We start from the raw sequence: 16770 nt of genomic DNA, 5'->3' as shown, positions 1-16770 counted from the left end.
GATTCTAGATCAAAACCAGAAAAATGATTACAGCGACGCTTGGCCGCTTCAATCAATACCCGATACTTGTTCAGAGTTCATTGGCCAGCGCCAGGTCAATCTTCAAGGCAATGCGGATCACCTCGCTCGTGTCATGTGGCCATGTGCTTGGTGCGCTACTTATCCGTTCGCTGCCTACTGTGCTGCGGAAGTACCACACCTTGGCGCGCTTTCCTACGCGCAAAGTAAACCCCGGTATCCGCGTGTCCTTGAGTTCAACACGTGAATCCGGGGTCTTGATTCTGGCTATATAGCTGTCGGTCAGGTGCGCCTGCATGGTTCGCTCCGGGGTGACAACTGGGGTCCAACGCTACAGGCAAACACCTAAAACAGCTTATTCCTTCGCGGCAGATTCCTCGCCAGCGGCGGCATCGCGTGCCTGCTGCTGGGCAGCACTACGGGCGTCGTAGTAGTCCTTGTTGGCCAGATAGTGCTGACGGCGGGCTTCCTTGGCAGCGGCTTTTTCGGCCAGTTCCGCCTGTTTACGGGCTTCTGCCTCGGCTTCCTGCTGCTTGCGGGCCTGACGCTTGGCTTCGCGGATGGCTTCTTCCGCCGCTTCCATGTCTGCCACTTCCTTCAGGCTCTTGGCCGGGCCGGTTTTTTCGAACCAGGCGACGGACTCGACGTGGGCAGTGTGCGGGAACATGTTAATGATGTTTGGTTGAGCCTCAACACCATGAACGATAAAGGAAAATTTGGTTATTTAGCCGTTTGTGTAACCGTTTTGTGTAACTGCTTGACCATTTTCTGGTCAAGCAGCTCCTCGCGTAGTGCTAGCAGTGGCCTGCAGCTACCTGTCCAATATGCAGGCTGAAATCGGTCAGATCAAGCTCCGAATCAATCGGCACCATGTCTTGGTAGAGCTTCAGCAGCTGGTCGTAGCCAATCCCATCAGTCGCTCTCCACACGTCGTCAGCAAGTCCCAAAACAGGTGCGATCACCTTTCCGCCAGATGAAACCTCCCAGAATACATATGGCAGCTTGAAGTGGCGTGGGTGCCATTGAAGTAAAGATTTGGCAAATGGCGTTAGTGATAGCTTTGGTAGGTGGTGCCACTCCAGTTCAACTATTGCTTCAGAGGATAAGTTCATTTCCAAGCCAAATAGTAGTGCCTTGCGACGGGTGTGACTATCAATTCTTGTAAGCCATAGTCGGAGATCTTCTATGGACATTCTCTGTTGAGGAAAATTGAAATACATTATCTCTGTAATTTGACATTTCCCCTCAAGGATTGCATGCCATACAAGCTTTATCAGAAGCTGAATTTCTTTTATTGCAGCGGAAATTTTATTTCGATGACAATAAAGGAATAAGTTCAAGTCTAAATTTTTTATGCTTGCCACTCTCCGGTTCCATATCTTGGATTTCGCAAGTATCGGTGCGCAATTTTCAAAGTTAAGTTCTGATATAAGCATATGAACTCTCCGCTAGGTAGTCTCTCTTTATGTCGTTTATTTTTTCAATTTGTTAGATTTTTCCATTGAAAAATTTTATCTTTAGTGGGCGGTGCGTTACTCTTTACTATCCCGCAAGCAATAGTATAGCTAGGAAAAGCTTGTTCGGCGGGATGGGCGCATAGTGGTTTACTATGAATGCTGGAATGCTTGAAGTATTTCTTGAATTTTATTTAAGAATAAATTATTAAGTATTGAATGATGAAAATGATTCAGACGCACGGTAGTGTGCATTTGTTATAAGTAGATAATGCAAAAGAATACAAAAGGAGGTGGGGATTATTGGCTACGTGACAACCAAAGCGATAATGGTCTGTTTTATATATATTGTTTGGTCATATTGAATTTTGGTTTAAATTATGGCTAATTTTGTAAGGTTTTCTGCCACTTCTAAGGTAGGTTTTTTGTCTCGTATTGTGTTGCTAACAATGAAGGGGGGAGTGAATGATTGGCATTCCAGCTCATGTTTTTCTCGGAATCTTGTTGTTTGGCATGGCGGTAATCCTCTTGATACCAATATCTGTATTCTCAATTCGTAATAAGGCTATGCGGCGTAAGGCTAGAAAAAATAGCACAACAGTTCTTGGAATTTCGAAGCTGGATGTAAATATATCTTCTTATGTCGCCAAGAGCTGGGCTGTGTCAGGCCAATGGTCGATAGAGGCTAATGGAAAGCTAGATAGTCTGCATTTTGACAAAAATATTCTGTATAAAGGAGTTCGTGTAAAAATAAGATTGCCTTAGTCGGTAGGGAAGGTCTGAACAAGTTATGATGTCAAAACATCGGTCAAATACAATCAATGTGTCATGATGCATCTAGGGATGGTCTGATTAAGTGGCAGATTTCAGTTTTGGCGCATCGTAACGCATTGATTTTATTGCCCCGGTATTTTGATGTCGAGACTTGTTCAGATCTTACCTAGGTCGGAATCTGCCACTCTTCCAGAACATTATTAACAACGAAAATTAAACGTTGGTGCGTGAGTTCATGCCTTGGTTGCCGTCGATTTTTTCTAACCGGTGTCAAGGAAAGGTTTTATTCCGGGGATGGTAAGGAAGTTTGGTGGTTCAGTAAGGAAGATTTTGGACACCAGTAAGGTAGTTTTTGGGGGTCGGTAAGTAAGGCGAAAAGTAAGGTAGTTTTGAAGGGGCTGGAGAGGACGCAGAACCTGGAACTGTAAAAAAATCTGCGTAGCAGATTTTTCATGTTGTCATAAGGTTTGTCAAGCCCCAAAAGTAAGGAAAAAATCGTTGTGGAAGATAAATGATTGAAATGGAAAGAAATTTTCCCATTCCGGCGCCTCCTTTCACCTGTCAGTGGATAGGGGAGTAAGGAAAAAAGTAAGGTAGTTTTTGAATCCCCTTTATATATATAACTTTAAAACCCTATTTTTAACTTCAAGTTTGTTTCTTACGCGTGCGCGCGCGTGACAGAGGAGCGCCGGTTTCCTGGTCGGGTAAGGTAGTTTTCTGTGCGGGAGGGAAGTCCTGGGCTGCGTCCCTACAATCACCCTATCGACAACACATGACCAACGAAGGGAGCGCACCATGAGCCGCACACTGACCATCACCGCATACGACCCGAGCACCGACGCCTTCACCGTGAAGATTGCTGATGCCGCCGGCACTGCGCCTGCCCAGCTCATTGGTGACCTCGTCAGCGCGCTTACCCCTGCCGGTGTTCCCGAGAATGCTGGGCCTGATGAAATGCTGGGCGTGAGCATCGAGCTGCAATACGTGGAAGTGCTGCCCAGCGGCGTGAGCATCGACGTGACCTGCGCCTGGGAGAGCGAAGACCCTGATCTGCCGTTCGCTGTCGTGCTGAATGCTGACGGTGAATTCGTCGATGACGGTCTGTTTGCAACGATCGAAGACGCGCTGCCCTGCCTGCTGCGCGGTATCAACTACTTCGAGAGCGGGAAGGGCGACGCGGTGACGCCCGCCTGGTCGAACTCGACCTTCTTCTGACCACCTACCAAGCAGACGGGCCTGAGCGCCCGTCTTTTTGCATCAGGCACAGTCCTTGGCAACCAGGCTTTGACCAGTCCATCTGCATCAGGCTTCCGGGGTTCTTCCGGGCAAGGCTTCCGGGAGGGTCTGGCAATCAGTCCATCCTGGTCAGGCATCCGACCAGGACACGCCGGAATGGCAACCCATCACCAGGCACACCATCCATCACCACCACCCCGCAAAGACCAGCAAGCCGTTTTAAGCCGTTTTGAGCGATTTTTCAGTGCTGGGTGCTACCACAGGTCATCCAAACCCCTGAAAATCGCTGCAAGGGCCGTTTCCTGGGCGGGAATCGGGTGTTTGAGGGTCAAGAAAGCGCCCGCTTACGCATGATCGGGTAAAAACAGGGTGAAAATCGCCCTTCCTGAACCGTAAAAATCACCACCAGCCAACGGAATGCGCCGGAGTCGTTCAGGCATTGGCTGTTACTGACTATTGATCAATTATTTTGATGATCTCAATTAAATTAATATTTGAGCAAACGATTTTTGTAATCGTTCTCTGTTGTATAACATAATTTCAGTTTTCCAGATTAATATTGCTATTGTTTTTGATGTGCTGATTTGATTTATCAGTAAACATCAGTTGCGAGTAATTCATTGCTTGGTTGATAGTTTTATTTGATAGAAGCGAGATTTAATTTTTAGTATTTAAATTATTTTGACGAAAGGAATGCGATATGCCACCTCCCTAACGGCCACCCGCCATCAACAAGACGAAGTGAACAACGCGGAGAATCAAGTATGACAAACAGAAAAGCGAATCAAATCCTATACGGTCTGTTACGTGACGGTCGCATTCCCGATAGCAAGTGATCAGCCTGAGTGGTGTCGGATGCACCACTTGGGATGCTCATTTCTGAGTGCATCATCATGGTAAACCATCCCTTCTTTGCCCCGCCTTGTGCGAGGATTTTTTTGCATGTTGAAAATCCTCAGATAAGCCATTGATTTATAAGGCTTTAAAAGTCGATTAAAACCCGAAGTTTTTCAACCGAAGCACTACCTCAATCCAACTGAGCTGAACGAGGCAACAAACAGGCCGGCACCAGGCCCGAACGACTGCATAGAAAAGCCCTCAGAAAGCCCTCCGAGCGAAGCCTGTGATGTCAGATGATGTGATATGACATGACATCATATCGGATCGCAAGAAAGCCTCCCGCATTCACAATGACATTTGATGTGGGGGTGTCGATGTGTGCAGTAAGCTAGAAACGGCTGATTAAGAATTTCCTGTCTATACTAATGGCTGCTGATAAAGCCCTATGCATCTACGGGGACTCTGAACGGTCGGTGCATTTGTAAAGCTACAACCAATTTTGTAGCGGGGCTGAGATGGATACCGACATAAGCCCAAACGGTAGAGTGGCCTGAAAACAGGCAGTGCAGCCGTAGTCGGTGGGGATGATCAAGTCGTGCTGACTCTTGGGACCTGATCACACCTAACAGAATGCACTAACCAAGAGATGGAACCATAGAGAAGGTATGGTGAGAGCATTCCCCTAACCCTGTTAACTTAAAGCAGGGTTAGGGAGAGTGTTGAGCTCACCAAGAGAAGGCTTTTAATATTATGAATTAATATAAAAATATTAATTCATGTAAACCTATTGTAGGAGGTTCAATAGTCTTAGAAAAAAAATAAACTTGTAAGGAGGTCGTGTCGATAATTTTTTTCAACATCAAGGTTTCATCCTTATAGTTGGAAACAAACTACTCAATTCCTAACGCTTTAAAGGTTGCATCTACCGGATCTGAATAGAAGCTGGTCTGGAATTTGGCAAACAACTCACCGGGCACGCTGGGGATATCAACCACGCTGGACATCGGTAACAGGATGCGTTTGCCACCTGCATCGAAAGCCACTTGCAGGGTTTCTGCCAGGTTTCTCACTTGCACAACGGTTCCCCCCAGGCTCATGTCGCCAAGCACAACCATCTGCGGCTGGATCGGTTTCCCCAGCGCGGCGGAGCACAAGGCAATAAAACTGGCCAGGGTGAGCGTTTCCGGGTCGCCGGTATGTTGAAGCTCTACCAGATGCAGGTGGAAATCGGTTTCTCCCGCCCTGATCCCGGCACTGACACGCGAGGCATTGGCCTTGAAGTAGTCAAAGGCGATCTTGACCGGCTCTCTTGGTGCCGCGCCGGATACGGATAGCTTGCCACCACCAGCCATGGTCTGGATTTCCAGGCGATAGCTCCCCGGCATTTCACTCTTGCCCATGCTGATGGTATGCAGTGTGCCCGGGTTCAGGCGACCTTCCGGAATCAGAGCACCACCGGATTGCTCCGGCACGGTGACAAAGCGTTCCTGTCCATCTTCCAGGTCAATGTAGCTGAAATGGACATCGTAGAACTCCATGCCGCCTATCTTCTTCAGTTGCTCCTTCACCCGACGGCGGGTTTCCAGTGCGTATTCCAGGCATTGGCGCACGGTTTCCTTGCTGTATTCGCCATGCGGTGCAATCAGCTTCAGCAGGCCGGACGTGGTGCGTCGAACGGCAATGGTATCGCGCTGATTGAGGTTGTTACCCAGGCGGAACCACTTGTCGATGGCGTCGGCAAAGTTGCGTTTGCGCATTTCACGAAGAAACTCGGCCAGGTAGTCAACAATCATGCCGTATTGATTGGTGAAGAACTCCGGCCGCATCTTGGGGATTTCCCAACCGGGCACATAGGCGTGGAAGCGGTCGAAGAAAGCCGAGTCGATCATCACTTCGGGAAAGGGAGCCAGCAGGTGGCTGGTTTTGACCAGTGACTCCACTGACTGGTTGATGTTGCCGACAAACACCATGGACGCGCTGGCGTTGATTGAGTCACGACCGCGGCTGAAGGAGCCGGAGGCCATGTAGTCCTTCATGATCTGGACGCCGTCATGATCCTTGAAGTTGATGCCGGCCACCTCGTCGAAGGCCACCACATCCCACAGGCCCACCAGGCCTACCTTGCGGCTGCTCATGTTGTAGAACAGGTTGGCCACGGTTGTCTGTCCACCGGAAACCAGAATGCTGTTGGGGCTGATTTCCTTGTAGATATGGCTCTTGCCGGTGCCGCGTGGCCCCAGTTCACAGAAGTTGTAGTTGTTCTCCACCAGCGGAATCATACGCGCCAGCAGGTGCCACTTTGCCCGTTCCTTGAAGCAGGTTGGCTCCATGCCGGTGGCCCGGATCAGGGCATCAATCCATTGTTCCTCACTGAATGCCTTGCGTCCCTCAAACAGCCCTTGCATGTCCATATTGGGCATCTGGATGGGCTTGAGGTCGGTCACGATGAAGGGCGAGCCCTTCTGGTTCTCTTCGTGATGGAATTGCAAGGTGATGATGCACCAGATGCCACCCACCAGCAGCTTTTCAAACTGGCGGACGAAGCCATCCGGAATTTCGGCATTCTTGACGCCCAGGTTGGACAACAGGGCCTCATAGACATTTCGCTTTTCGTTGAGCTTGACGGTCACCTTGTCGATGACCTTGTAGGTGCCACTCTCGCGGATCTTCATCTTGATCTTCTCGGCCTCATCGGGCCGCACATAATTCTCAGCCAGGATGCGCTTTACATTGCCCAGACCGGTTTCGATGATCTGCGGATCATCCGACGAGCAATACATGCCCAGCAGATACTCCAGCACGTAAACCGGGACGTTGGCACCTTCCTTGATCATCTTGGTCAGGTCTTTGCGCACCACCTTGCCGGCAAATTGTTGGTTGAGCAGGGTGTCCAGATCAGCGTTGGATTCAGTCATGATTGTTGTCTTCAGTTGTTCTTGCATGCTCGTCTCCGGCCTGTTCGGCAGTGTCATCGCCAAAGGCGCGGGAGATGGCGTCGATGATTCGTGCTGCCAGCGCAGGTTTTTCTGCCAGCAGCGGATAGCGTTTGCCCAGCTTGCCGGAGATGCGGTTGCCACTTTCCCGCACACTGCGGATGATGACGTCCAGCTCGGCATCCGGTGCTTCCAGCACTTGTTTGATGCCTTGGCGTGCCTGTTCGTTGGCATGCAGGAATTGCGCTTCCTGCCGCATTTCCCGTGTCAGGGTCTGGTCAACAATATCTGCCAGATAGGCCACATGGGGCGTCAGGTCCGGGTAACGCCAGGCGGGCAGGGCGTCCTGGTAGGCATCAAAGTGGAAGTTGTATTCCACACCGTCTTCCGCCTGCACCGCCTCGGCAAAACGGTAATGGCTGGCATATCGTTGCATCAGCGGGCGAGAGAATTTTTCCAGCACACGGTCGTAATCGGCACGGTTGTAGGTGCTATGCGTGATGGTGGCCGAAACGGGCAGGATCAGTGGTGGTGGCAGGATGCCATCGCGCCGCAGCACATCATTGATCAGGAAGCGCGAGATCCGCCCATTCCCATCCGCCATGGGGTGAATGTAAACAAAGCCGAAGGATGCCACTGCCGCGCGCACCAGCGCAGATGTTGTCCTGGTTTTGTCCAGAAACTGCGCCAGGCCTTGCAGCATCGGGATGGTTTCATCCCAGTGCGGTCCGATGTAGTCCACCACCTGCTGATAGCGTGCGGTATGGCCAACAAATACGGGAGAACGGCGCAGCCCGTAGCGCAGGGCGGCATCCCCCAGAATGGCTCGTTGCAGGGCCGATAGCGTGTCTGGTGCAAGTGGTTGGGGGTGTATGCCGCACTCGGTCTCCATCACCGCAGCAAAGCGCCGGATGCGGTCTTCCTGTTCTTGCTCCCGCTCGATCAGAAAACTGGCTCGGCTTTCCTTGACTGTCAGCCAGACCGTGCTGCGCAGCACCAGGTCGATGCCGTAATCAGCCTCCAGCGCGGCCAGATGCTGAGGAATGTCGTAGCTTTCCGCGGCACGCACGGCAGGGCTGCGCCAGATGATGGGGCAGAAGTCCCGGTTGCCCGGCAGATTGTCACGCACACGCCAGCGGGCGTTATTTACCGGGCTGCCGGTAACAAACAGCTCGGCATCAAGGGCGTCAACATAATTGCCTTTGCTGACCCCGGCAAAGGCCAGCTGCTCACCCGTCAGCCATTCGTAGTAAAAACCGGCACGGCGCGCGTAGGCACCGGTTGGCTCACGCGCGATCCATTCTTCCAGTGCCTGTTTGACGCCTGGCAGCTGTGCAAGCCGGGCGAGAAACTCCAGATGGATGCCTTCATATTTGAAGGCGAAGGTCAGCTGATCTGCCAGATTGGCCTGTGGCCGGTAATGCTCGGTATATACTTCACGGCGCACGCCATCGGTCACCATGGTGCTGCGTGTGCGACCAATCTCGCTATGCACGGCAAAGGGATGCACCGGAGTGATCCCATAGTGTTTGGCCAACCATTGATAGCCGATGTGGGGCATGATTTTCGCTTACGCCGTCGAATAAACGCTTAGATTCTAGATCAAAACCGGAAAAATGATTACAGCGACGCTTGGCCGCTGCAATCATCACCCGAAACTTGCTCAGAATTCATTGGCCAGCGCTAGGTCAATCTTCAAGGCAATGCGGATCACCTCGCTCTTGCCGTCCTGATCCATCCCTACCAGATAGTAATCCTTCAGCTTGTCATAGCTACCTGCCTGCACGGTAAGGATGACCGTTTTCTTGCGATCCTCCATCGAGGTGGAGGCACTATCAAAGGTAACGGTCTGCTCATTGCTGATCAGGGTATTGCCATCCCGCAAGGAAATACGCACGGTGCGGGCCAGCACCTTGTCGGTTACCGGCTCGGTCTGGATGAATTCAAACTTCTGGATGTTGGTTACCACCTTCTGCGTCAGCATCAGCGGTGCAAAACCCACTTGCGAGGTCTTGGCCTTTTCTGAATCACTCACCTTAACCGTCAGCAGGGGCACCAGCACCTCCTGCGGCATGGCGCTGCCATGCACAAACTGGGCACCGCCCGCGAAATGGAAGCGGATGGCACCCTTGGGCACCCAGAAGTCAACGCTGCCCTCGGTGGTGGTGTTGGCAGTCACCTGCGTATTGCCGCACCAGGCCTTGTCGGTCTTGCCCAGGTTGTGGCCCAGCAGATAGCGCTTTTTCGATTTGACGATGCCGTCCGGCTTGACCTCCAGCGTGGACTTGTCGGCAGCATCAACACTGGATTGCTGATACAGAAAGCCATGGTCCGCCGTTACCAGCACCGTGGACGCGTTCAGATTATTGATCAGCGAAGCAATCAGCTCATCCAGCTCCTGCACCGTGTCACGCACGGCTTCAAAGGTCTTGGATTCGGACGCCGCCTTGTCACCCAGCATGTCGATACGGTCGTGGTAGACATACACCACGCGGTAGTCACGCACCAGCTCGCGGCCTTTTTCCTTGCCCAGTTCAATCAGCGATTCCCACTTGATGGCCAGTCCGTCACGTGCGGCAAGAATGGCACTACGCTGCTCCAGCGTGCTGGTGGGTTTGCCATCCACCAGCACGTCCAGCTGCTCGTTGTGCTTGTAGGACAGCGCCGTGTGCGGCAGCAAGGCAGCCATGCCCAGCGAGGTGTAGCTGGGTAATACCCCCAGCATGCTGTCCAGCGAGGCCTTGAAGCGATTACGGCTGGTAATGTTGCGGCACAGCTCCTCAGCCGCCTCGTAGCGGAAGGCATCGGAAATCACCACAAACACCCGCTTGATACTGCCCTCCAGCAGCGACTGCACCTCGCGCTGGAAGAACTGCTCCTGATTCACCTTGCCGGGAATCTGCCAGCGTTGCAGCAGGCCGCTATCGCCTTCCAGCACCTTGCCCCAGGCGGTGGACAGCTGCGGAATGAACCAATCGGAGTAAAGGCCTTCCACCCGGTCGCGCAAGGTGTGCAGCAGCTGCCAGCCCATGGTGTCCACCTGACTCGCGGCAAAATGGAAGTGGCGATAGTCCTGGTCAAAGCGGAAGAGCTGTTGCTGGTAAGCATTGGCTGCCGTGCTGGCATCGGCAAAGCTGAAACCGCCCTTGTGCAGGGCTTGCAGATCAAACAGGTCGGCAGCAGCCTCCAGTGCCTCGTAACAGGCTACAAGAGCGCGGGTAATCGTGCTGTTGGCAGCCAGCTTGGGGTTGGCCCAATGGCCGTCACGGCGGCGGGTAAAGGCATTGCGCACCGTATCCAGCGCGGCACCCGCCCCGGACAGAATGCGGTTGCGCAAATCGACAATGATCAGCTTTTCCACCTCGGCAAAGGTCATGGCATCCAGCAGGGCCTCGGTGTTCAGGCCTGATAGTGCCTGGCCCAGTTGCAGCTGTTCGGCCACCTCGGCACTGATGGCGTTGTAGCTGTCGAAATGGCCGATATTGGCACGCCACTGGCTGATGAACACTGATACCGTGGCCGCCTTCACCGGGTCCGGCAACATGAAGTGCTGCAAGGACAAGGGCAGCTCACCCCGGATGCCGCGTGCCAGGTCGCTTACCAGCATGTGCATGATCAGGCTGCGCAAGCTCGGCGCTTCTTCACGGTAGCCCGTTTCCGCTTCCACCAGCTGCCAGAAGGCCGGCGCCAGCTCCATGGCGACCAACTCGTCCCAGCCGCGGCTGCTGGCTTGCAGATCCACCTTGCCGTCCTGTTCCAGCGCAGTCAGCAAGCGCAGCAGGATGGAGGAGAAGTCCGGCTGATCCGCCCGCACCGAGGCGGCAATCATCTTGCGATCCAGATCTGCGGCACTGTCCCCGGGCAGCACCAACTTGCCCAGGCGTGCCACTCTCTCCTTGGCAGCCAGGTATTTGCTGCGCTGTTGCAGGTGTGGGCGCAGGGCGGGGGACAAGCCCCAGTCTGCAATCAGAATCGACAAGCTGTCGGCATGGAAGGAGCGACTGCGCATGCGCACGTCCAGCAGCCAGTCATGCTCCGGCATTGGTTCGGGCTGGGTGCTGTAGAAAAGCCACTTGCTGTCAGCCGGGGCCTGTTCCACCAACCGCTTGATTTCAAGCGCGGGCATCTCATCCACGCGCAGCAGTTGCACGCCCGGCAGTTGAAATTGCTCAACCTCATCCGTGTAGTGAGATTCGGTGTCATGCCAGAACACGAATCGGGTGGCGCGGAATTGTGATTCCAGTGAAATGCTAACTTTTGAGGTCATGGCTGGTGGATTCAGGCTGGTGTTACGGGGTTGGAACAATTAGTCAGACGGACAGCAACAAGCGGTTTTCTTCTGACTGGAACAGGGCTTTCAGGGTTTGATCCCGCTCGGTCAGCAGCGCTGCGCGCTTGTCCCCCTTCAATGCCAGGCGGAACTGGTTGTTGCACCAGTCCTTGTATTCCTGGATCAGGGCCATGTAACGCTTGATGCCTTGAGTAGAAATTTGCTCGGCGAGCACAAATTTTTCCACATAGACATACAGCTCTTTCTCGATGAACAAGCCCTTGGGGATCAAGTCCATAGCCATGGCAACGAAGTCGATGATCAGCGTGTAATGCTCCTGGCTGATGTGATCCGAATTCTTGGCCAATTCCATGATGTTGTTGATGAACAGCATCAACTGGGCACGCTCGGTGGCCAGATTGGCAAGGATGACTGGAGCGATATCCCTGACTTCTTCGTGTGCATCCGGCGATGCCAGATAATCACGTGCAGCCTCTACCTGACCGAAGTAATGCGTAATCTTCTCCATGTAGAAGATGATGTTCTGCGCATGAACATCCTGCGAGATACGGTCAACCGTGCTTTGCAGCTTGTTCAGTTTTTTGGCGAGATAGGCGGTCTGAATGACTATGGCCGCCAGGATAACCCCGGTGCCAATCGCCGTGGCCATCACGGCCCCCTGCTGTAGCGCTTGGGCGGATTGCAGCAGATTGCTGGGGTCCTGCATGCTGACCGGTTCAAACGGCAATTGCTGAACAACGCCAGTATGCCCCGACCCCTTGGCCCAGTAGGCAAGTCCACGCGAGACTGAAAGTCTCATTTTCCCTGATTCAAGGCCTGCTAGCACTTCGGGATTTACTTTTTCGGTAACAATTCGGAACAGTGTTTCCATTGTGCGCGCTCTCAGTAGCGGTTGACTTCAGTCAGGGTTCTGCGGATGTAGGCAATGTGAACCACGCAGGGTGTGGTCACCTCGTATGCAGGACCGGCAATTGATTGCAATAGCATTGCCCAACCAGATGGGCCTGCAATCAAGGCTGCCGTAGTGTAGACAATCGTTGGGTTCAGCTTGATGGCCTGGATGATTCGGTCTGCCAGTGACTGATCCTTATTGGCGATATTCGACGCAATGGTATCGAAAAATTCTTTGCGCTGTTCCGGGCTCAGCTTGTCCCACAGCTTGCCAATCAGCCCTTCGATCAGCTGTGATTCCATATCAAAAATGGATTCGCTGGGTTTGATTTTGATGGACTGGCTTTCGCATACATCCAGCAAAATTTCACGGTAAGTCACACCCGTCCTGCGGAACAGATTGGTCACCGTGTTGCCGCCATACAGTTGCAGTTCGGCTGCAATCAGGTCCCACACCTGATTCAGCTTCTCCCCCGCAGCCTTGAAGCGAGGCTGGTCCAACAGCTGCTGGGATGTGCGCAGAGCGCCATCCTTGTCCCGCGTCAGATACTTCACCAGGGTGCGCAAGTCTGCATTGCTGGCATGTTGCAGCACATTAAGATCCGCGTCTTCCCGGAACTTGATTTCCATATCGCTCAATCCAAAATTGCTTAGTTTCATGGTCTGGGTCTCACTCGTCTCCGTTACCGCCAGTAATGGCTTTTACCCCATCCAGCAAGTCACCAAACTTGCCGTAGTTCACCTTTACGCCGTCGTCCAGATCCAGGCTGATGCGCATGTCGGCGTAGTGGCGCAGTTTTTCGTCGTATAGGCGCAGTTCTTCCAGCTTCTTTTTCAGCTTGGTGATTTCCTTGTCGATCGCCTTACGCGCTGGGGCGGAGCTGGCCTTGTCGGCATCATCTTCCAGCAGCTTGATGCGCTCGGCCATCTTGCCGGTCAGCGGCACCACGTATTCGGCGCGCATGCGCGACAGCGTGCCCTCGTTGTAACGATGCAGGTAGACCAGAGCCTCGAAAGCCTTTTGCTTGCCACTGGAGAACAGCCAGTAAATCGGGCGCTTCTTGTAGGTCTGGCAGTGATCCTTGAAGAAGCTGCCGGCGATGTAGCGGCGCAAGGCCTCTTCCGGGCTTTCGTCAGCTTTCTGCCCCAGGCTCTCCGCCAGCCAGGCCAGGTTCTCTGCCAAGGTTTCCTTGCCCCATACTGTCTCGACAAACTCGATCACGCGTGAGGTGGCATCATCGGCAAACCAGGCCATGTCAGACACCGGCACGATGCCGTCAGAATCCGCAGGGAAGGTGGCATAGCGCACAGGGTTAAAGCCTTCATTTCCGGAATGGGCGTAGATCAGCCCCGGCTCGTCCAGGCTGTAGCGACCCATCATGCAACCGGTGGCGTAAGACACCAGGCGTTGCATGTCCTTTTCGCGGTCGGCGCGAGTGAGGATGATCTGTTCTTCTGGCACTTCTGGAGATAGTTCATCTTGTAGTTCGTATGATTCAATGAATTCCTGATTAATTTCCTCTTCTAGTAGTCTTAATTCTGTAAGATATTTTTTACGTTCTTTGTTGTGTTCGTTCCATGATGATTTTATGTTGTTGCGTTTTAGTTCTATAAATGGGTGGAATTTAAAATTCCATGAGGTTTCAGATAAGTCCCAGTCTTGTCTGCTAATTGCAATGCATTTTTCGACCAGGGCCGCAATGTGCTCCTTGTTGTTGGTCTTGCTGGGGATCGGTAGTCTTCCTATGTCCCCAGCTTGGAAATTTAATGTTGGATTTATTATTTTTAGCATTTTTGAGGCTATCTTCGAATTTAAGAAGCCAATTAGGAAGTATAGACTTTGGTTGTTTTCGGAGAAGAGTGACATCCCTCCTATGTCAAAAACAAAGCCGTTGTTTCTGTAGCGGCAAGAGAAATTTCCTGATGTTACTAATCCCCAAGTGGCCGCATTTTGGAAGTAATAATCGTATCCCCGAAATCTAGATCTCTCATTGCCATTTTCGTCTTTGAAATTTTTTATCTGCTCTCCTCCATTTTTCCAGAACACGATGTGGTCATTAAATCCAAACCATTTTCTTTCGCCTCCGCCTTTGCTGTATGGAACCCATGTTATTTTTTCGGAAATAGATTCTTTGTAACTTAAGATGTTAAAATTTATTTTATGAAATGAAACTTCGCTCCAGTTTCTAAGAAATTTATTGTTATCTCCTGTGGCTAGGCCCTGCTTGGGGGTCGCTTGTGTAGATAGGCTCATGTTTTTGAAAAATGCATTTTTTATGCCCGTCTCCGCCCAGTATGCAATAGGATTTCCTGGAATTTTCTTGAAGTCATCCGGTTTGGCATTTTTAAGGCGTTCATTTCTTGCCGGAAACTCTCTCGGTGCACCGTTCTCATTCACGTCGTCGCTTTCACAGTAGGAGAAGCTACCTTCGTAATCCCTTACGTGTTTACCCCAGAAAACGGATGCGGCGGTGCCGAAGGCAATACCCATCACACCATTACCCATATGAACCATATTCGAGAGAGTGCGTTCTGACAGTAGCTTTTCACGCATAGCCTCATATGACGACAGGAACATCCAACTTTGCATCGTAACCATGCTGTTAAAGCCGGATGATTTGCACCAGTCAAATCCGCGCTCAATGAACATGGCAAACAGATCGGACTTGCTGTCAGGGAAGTTCTTTTTTGCGAACTCTTTGACTGGGGCATTCATACCCTTGCCACCCATATACGGAGGATTTGCAATTACCCCATCGTAATGTGCCGCCAGTGCTTGGGCTGGGCGCAGAAAGTGCTGGATTACTTCCGCTGCGCTATTCCCACCGGTGCTATTGATGTCTTGGGCTACCTGTTCCAACAGGGCCGCCAGTTTGGGCAGCTTGTTTGCCAAGGCGGCAGGCAGGGTCAGCAGGGAGCCGAAGGTTTTGCCGTAGGCAAAGAAGTCGATCAGCTCACGCAGGTCGTGGCTGGTAATGCCGCTGCTGTGCTGTTGCTGGCTTGAGCCACCACCAAACAGGTCGCCACCATTGCTGCCTACCTGTTGCAGGGCGCTGGCCAGGATGGTGTCGGCAAGTGCAGCTGTATCCAGTTGGTGGCTGTCTTGCAGCGCATGGACGTTGAGTTTGGGTGTTTCGTCGAACAGGCGGCGGTCGTCGGCGCGGGCTTTCATCAGCAGCGCAAAGCCAGCCAGCTGGGCGGCGCGGTCGTCGATGTCCAGGCCGTAAAGGTTTTTCTCCAGAATCAGCCGTGGGATGTCACGCAGGCGGTAGCCGCGTTCCTGATAGATGGCCTTGAGCAGGTCGTAGGCTTCCACCAGGATGTGGCCGGAGCCGCAGGCCGGGTCCAGCACGGTGATAGATTCCGGGTTCAGCGTGTCGCCGTCTTCGGCGATGCGGGTCTGGATCAGTTGCTCCAGCTCGGCTTGCACTTCCGGGCTTTGTTCGGCGGGCTGGATGTAATAGGCCCATTCGCTGGCCAGTGTCGAGCCGGGGTTGGCTTGCAGCCACAAGCGACCGATGCTGTTCTGCACCAGGTATTTGACGATCCAGTTGGGGGTGAACAGCTGGGTGGCGGCGGGGATGTCCTCGCTCTTCACCACCTTGCCGATGACCTGGTCTTTCTTTTCGCTGATGTAGAACTGGTAGAGCCAGCCAATCACTTCCACCTGCTGCCAGTCGGCTTCTTCAATGCTGTTGACCAGCTTGCGCACTACCGAGTCGCTACGCAGCAGGTTGTCCGGCAGCAGCAGTTCGGTTTCGTCGTCAATGCGTTCAAACAGGAAGGGGATGGCGCTGGACAGCGCATTGCACTGTGCCACCAGCAGGCGCTTGTAGAGTTCGCCATCCTTGCCGGCCAGCTTCAGTTGGCCAACCAGTTCGGCACTGATGCCGGGCAGCTCACCGCTGCCAGCCAGTTCCAGCGCGTGGCTGAGGATGTCCGGCAGGCCATCCGGGGTGCTGCTGCTGAGCACGCGCACGCCGTGGGGCAGGAAGCCATCCTGCAACTCCATATAGCGCAGCGCGGCCATGCGGTTGAACCAGGTGTAGGCAATGGCCTCCATGGTCGCCGCAAAGCCATCGCGTTGCAGGCGGTTGATCAGCTGCTGGCGGAGGCCATGGTATTTGGCCGGAAAGGCTTGCCCAGCGATGATGGCGACATCGCCCTGCACGGTGCAGGGGTCTACCATCAGCACGCCTTTGTGATCGGCCAGGCCAAGCTGGGCGGCACGGCTGGTCACCATGTCGATGAAGTCACGACGGGCCTGAGGGGCGTAGGTTTTAAGAGCAGATTTGTTCATGGTATTTGCTTGCAGGCCAGTGCCGTGTTGCCT

General features: G+C 52.9%; 11 protein-coding genes. 2 read left to right on the top strand and 9 right to left on the bottom strand.

Going from position 1 to position 16770, the window contains the following annotated elements; all coding sequences use genetic code 11:
* Positions 1–70: 70 nt before the first annotated feature.
* From DKK66_RS01470 to DKK66_RS01460, 3 genes are all read right to left on the bottom strand, one after another.
* Entirely contained in the window at positions 71–316 is a 246-nt protein-coding gene (locus tag DKK66_RS01470; protein WP_131354902.1) for a DUF4102 domain-containing protein, read from the bottom strand.
* A 57-nt stretch (positions 317–373) separates the two neighbouring features.
* Positions 374–685 carry a hypothetical protein gene (locus DKK66_RS01465; protein WP_131354899.1) on the bottom strand — a complete coding sequence of 104 codons (312 nt, stop codon included), beginning with the start codon at positions 683–685 and terminating at the stop codon, positions 374–376.
* A 127-nt stretch (positions 686–812) separates the two neighbouring features.
* Positions 813–1454, bottom strand: a complete 642-nt coding sequence (locus tag DKK66_RS01460) for a hypothetical protein (protein WP_131354896.1) — start codon at positions 1452–1454, stop codon at positions 813–815.
* A 483-nt stretch (positions 1455–1937) separates the two neighbouring features.
* On the opposite strand from DKK66_RS01460, the gene DKK66_RS01455 reads away from it, so the two are divergent.
* Both DKK66_RS01455 and DKK66_RS01450 read left to right on the top strand, forming a co-directional pair.
* Positions 1938–2237 (top strand): hypothetical protein, encoded by a 300-nt coding sequence (locus tag DKK66_RS01455; RefSeq protein WP_131354893.1) that lies wholly within the window; start codon positions 1938–1940, stop codon positions 2235–2237.
* Between the two features lie 804 nt (positions 2238–3041).
* Positions 3042–3461 carry a hypothetical protein gene (locus DKK66_RS01450; protein ID WP_131354889.1) on the top strand — a complete coding sequence of 140 codons (420 nt, stop codon included), beginning with the start codon at positions 3042–3044 and terminating at the stop codon, positions 3459–3461.
* A gap of 1751 nt (positions 3462–5212) precedes the next feature.
* On the opposite strand, the gene brxL is transcribed toward DKK66_RS01450, so the two are convergent.
* The 6 genes from brxL to pglX all read right to left on the bottom strand — a co-directional run bounded on the left by brxL (position 5213) and on the right by pglX (position 16737).
* Positions 5213–7237 carry a protease Lon-related BREX system protein BrxL gene (gene brxL, locus DKK66_RS01445; RefSeq protein WP_131354886.1) on the bottom strand — a complete coding sequence of 675 codons (2025 nt, stop codon included), beginning with the start codon at positions 7235–7237 and terminating at the stop codon, positions 5213–5215.
* Entirely contained in the window at positions 7230–8816 is a 1587-nt protein-coding gene (locus DKK66_RS01440; RefSeq protein ID WP_131354883.1) for a Fic family protein, read from the bottom strand. Before DKK66_RS01440 ends, brxL begins: the two co-directional genes overlap by 8 nt.
* Positions 8817–8918: 102 nt before the next feature.
* Complete coding sequence (gene pglZ / locus DKK66_RS01435; protein ID WP_131354880.1) at positions 8919–11522, bottom strand: BREX-1 system phosphatase PglZ type A; 2604 nt, start codon at positions 11520–11522, stop codon at positions 8919–8921.
* Between the two features lie 43 nt (positions 11523–11565).
* Positions 11566–12417, bottom strand: a complete 852-nt coding sequence (locus tag DKK66_RS01430) for a hypothetical protein (protein ID WP_131354877.1) — start codon at positions 12415–12417, stop codon at positions 11566–11568.
* Positions 12418–12428: 11 nt separating this feature from the next.
* Entirely contained in the window at positions 12429–13067 is a 639-nt protein-coding gene (locus DKK66_RS01425; RefSeq protein ID WP_242673611.1) for a DUF3944 domain-containing protein, read from the bottom strand.
* A 40-nt stretch (positions 13068–13107) separates the two neighbouring features.
* Positions 13108–16737 (bottom strand): BREX-1 system adenine-specific DNA-methyltransferase PglX, encoded by a 3630-nt coding sequence (gene pglX / locus DKK66_RS01420; RefSeq protein ID WP_131354871.1) that lies wholly within the window; start codon positions 16735–16737, stop codon positions 13108–13110.
* Positions 16738–16770: the final 33 nt, after the last annotated feature.

This window comes from Aquitalea sp. USM4 (assembly GCF_004328945.1).
Classification (GTDB): domain Bacteria; phylum Pseudomonadota; class Gammaproteobacteria; order Burkholderiales; family Chromobacteriaceae; genus Aquitalea; species Aquitalea pelogenes.
This window is presented reverse-complemented; position numbering and strand designations above follow the sequence as displayed.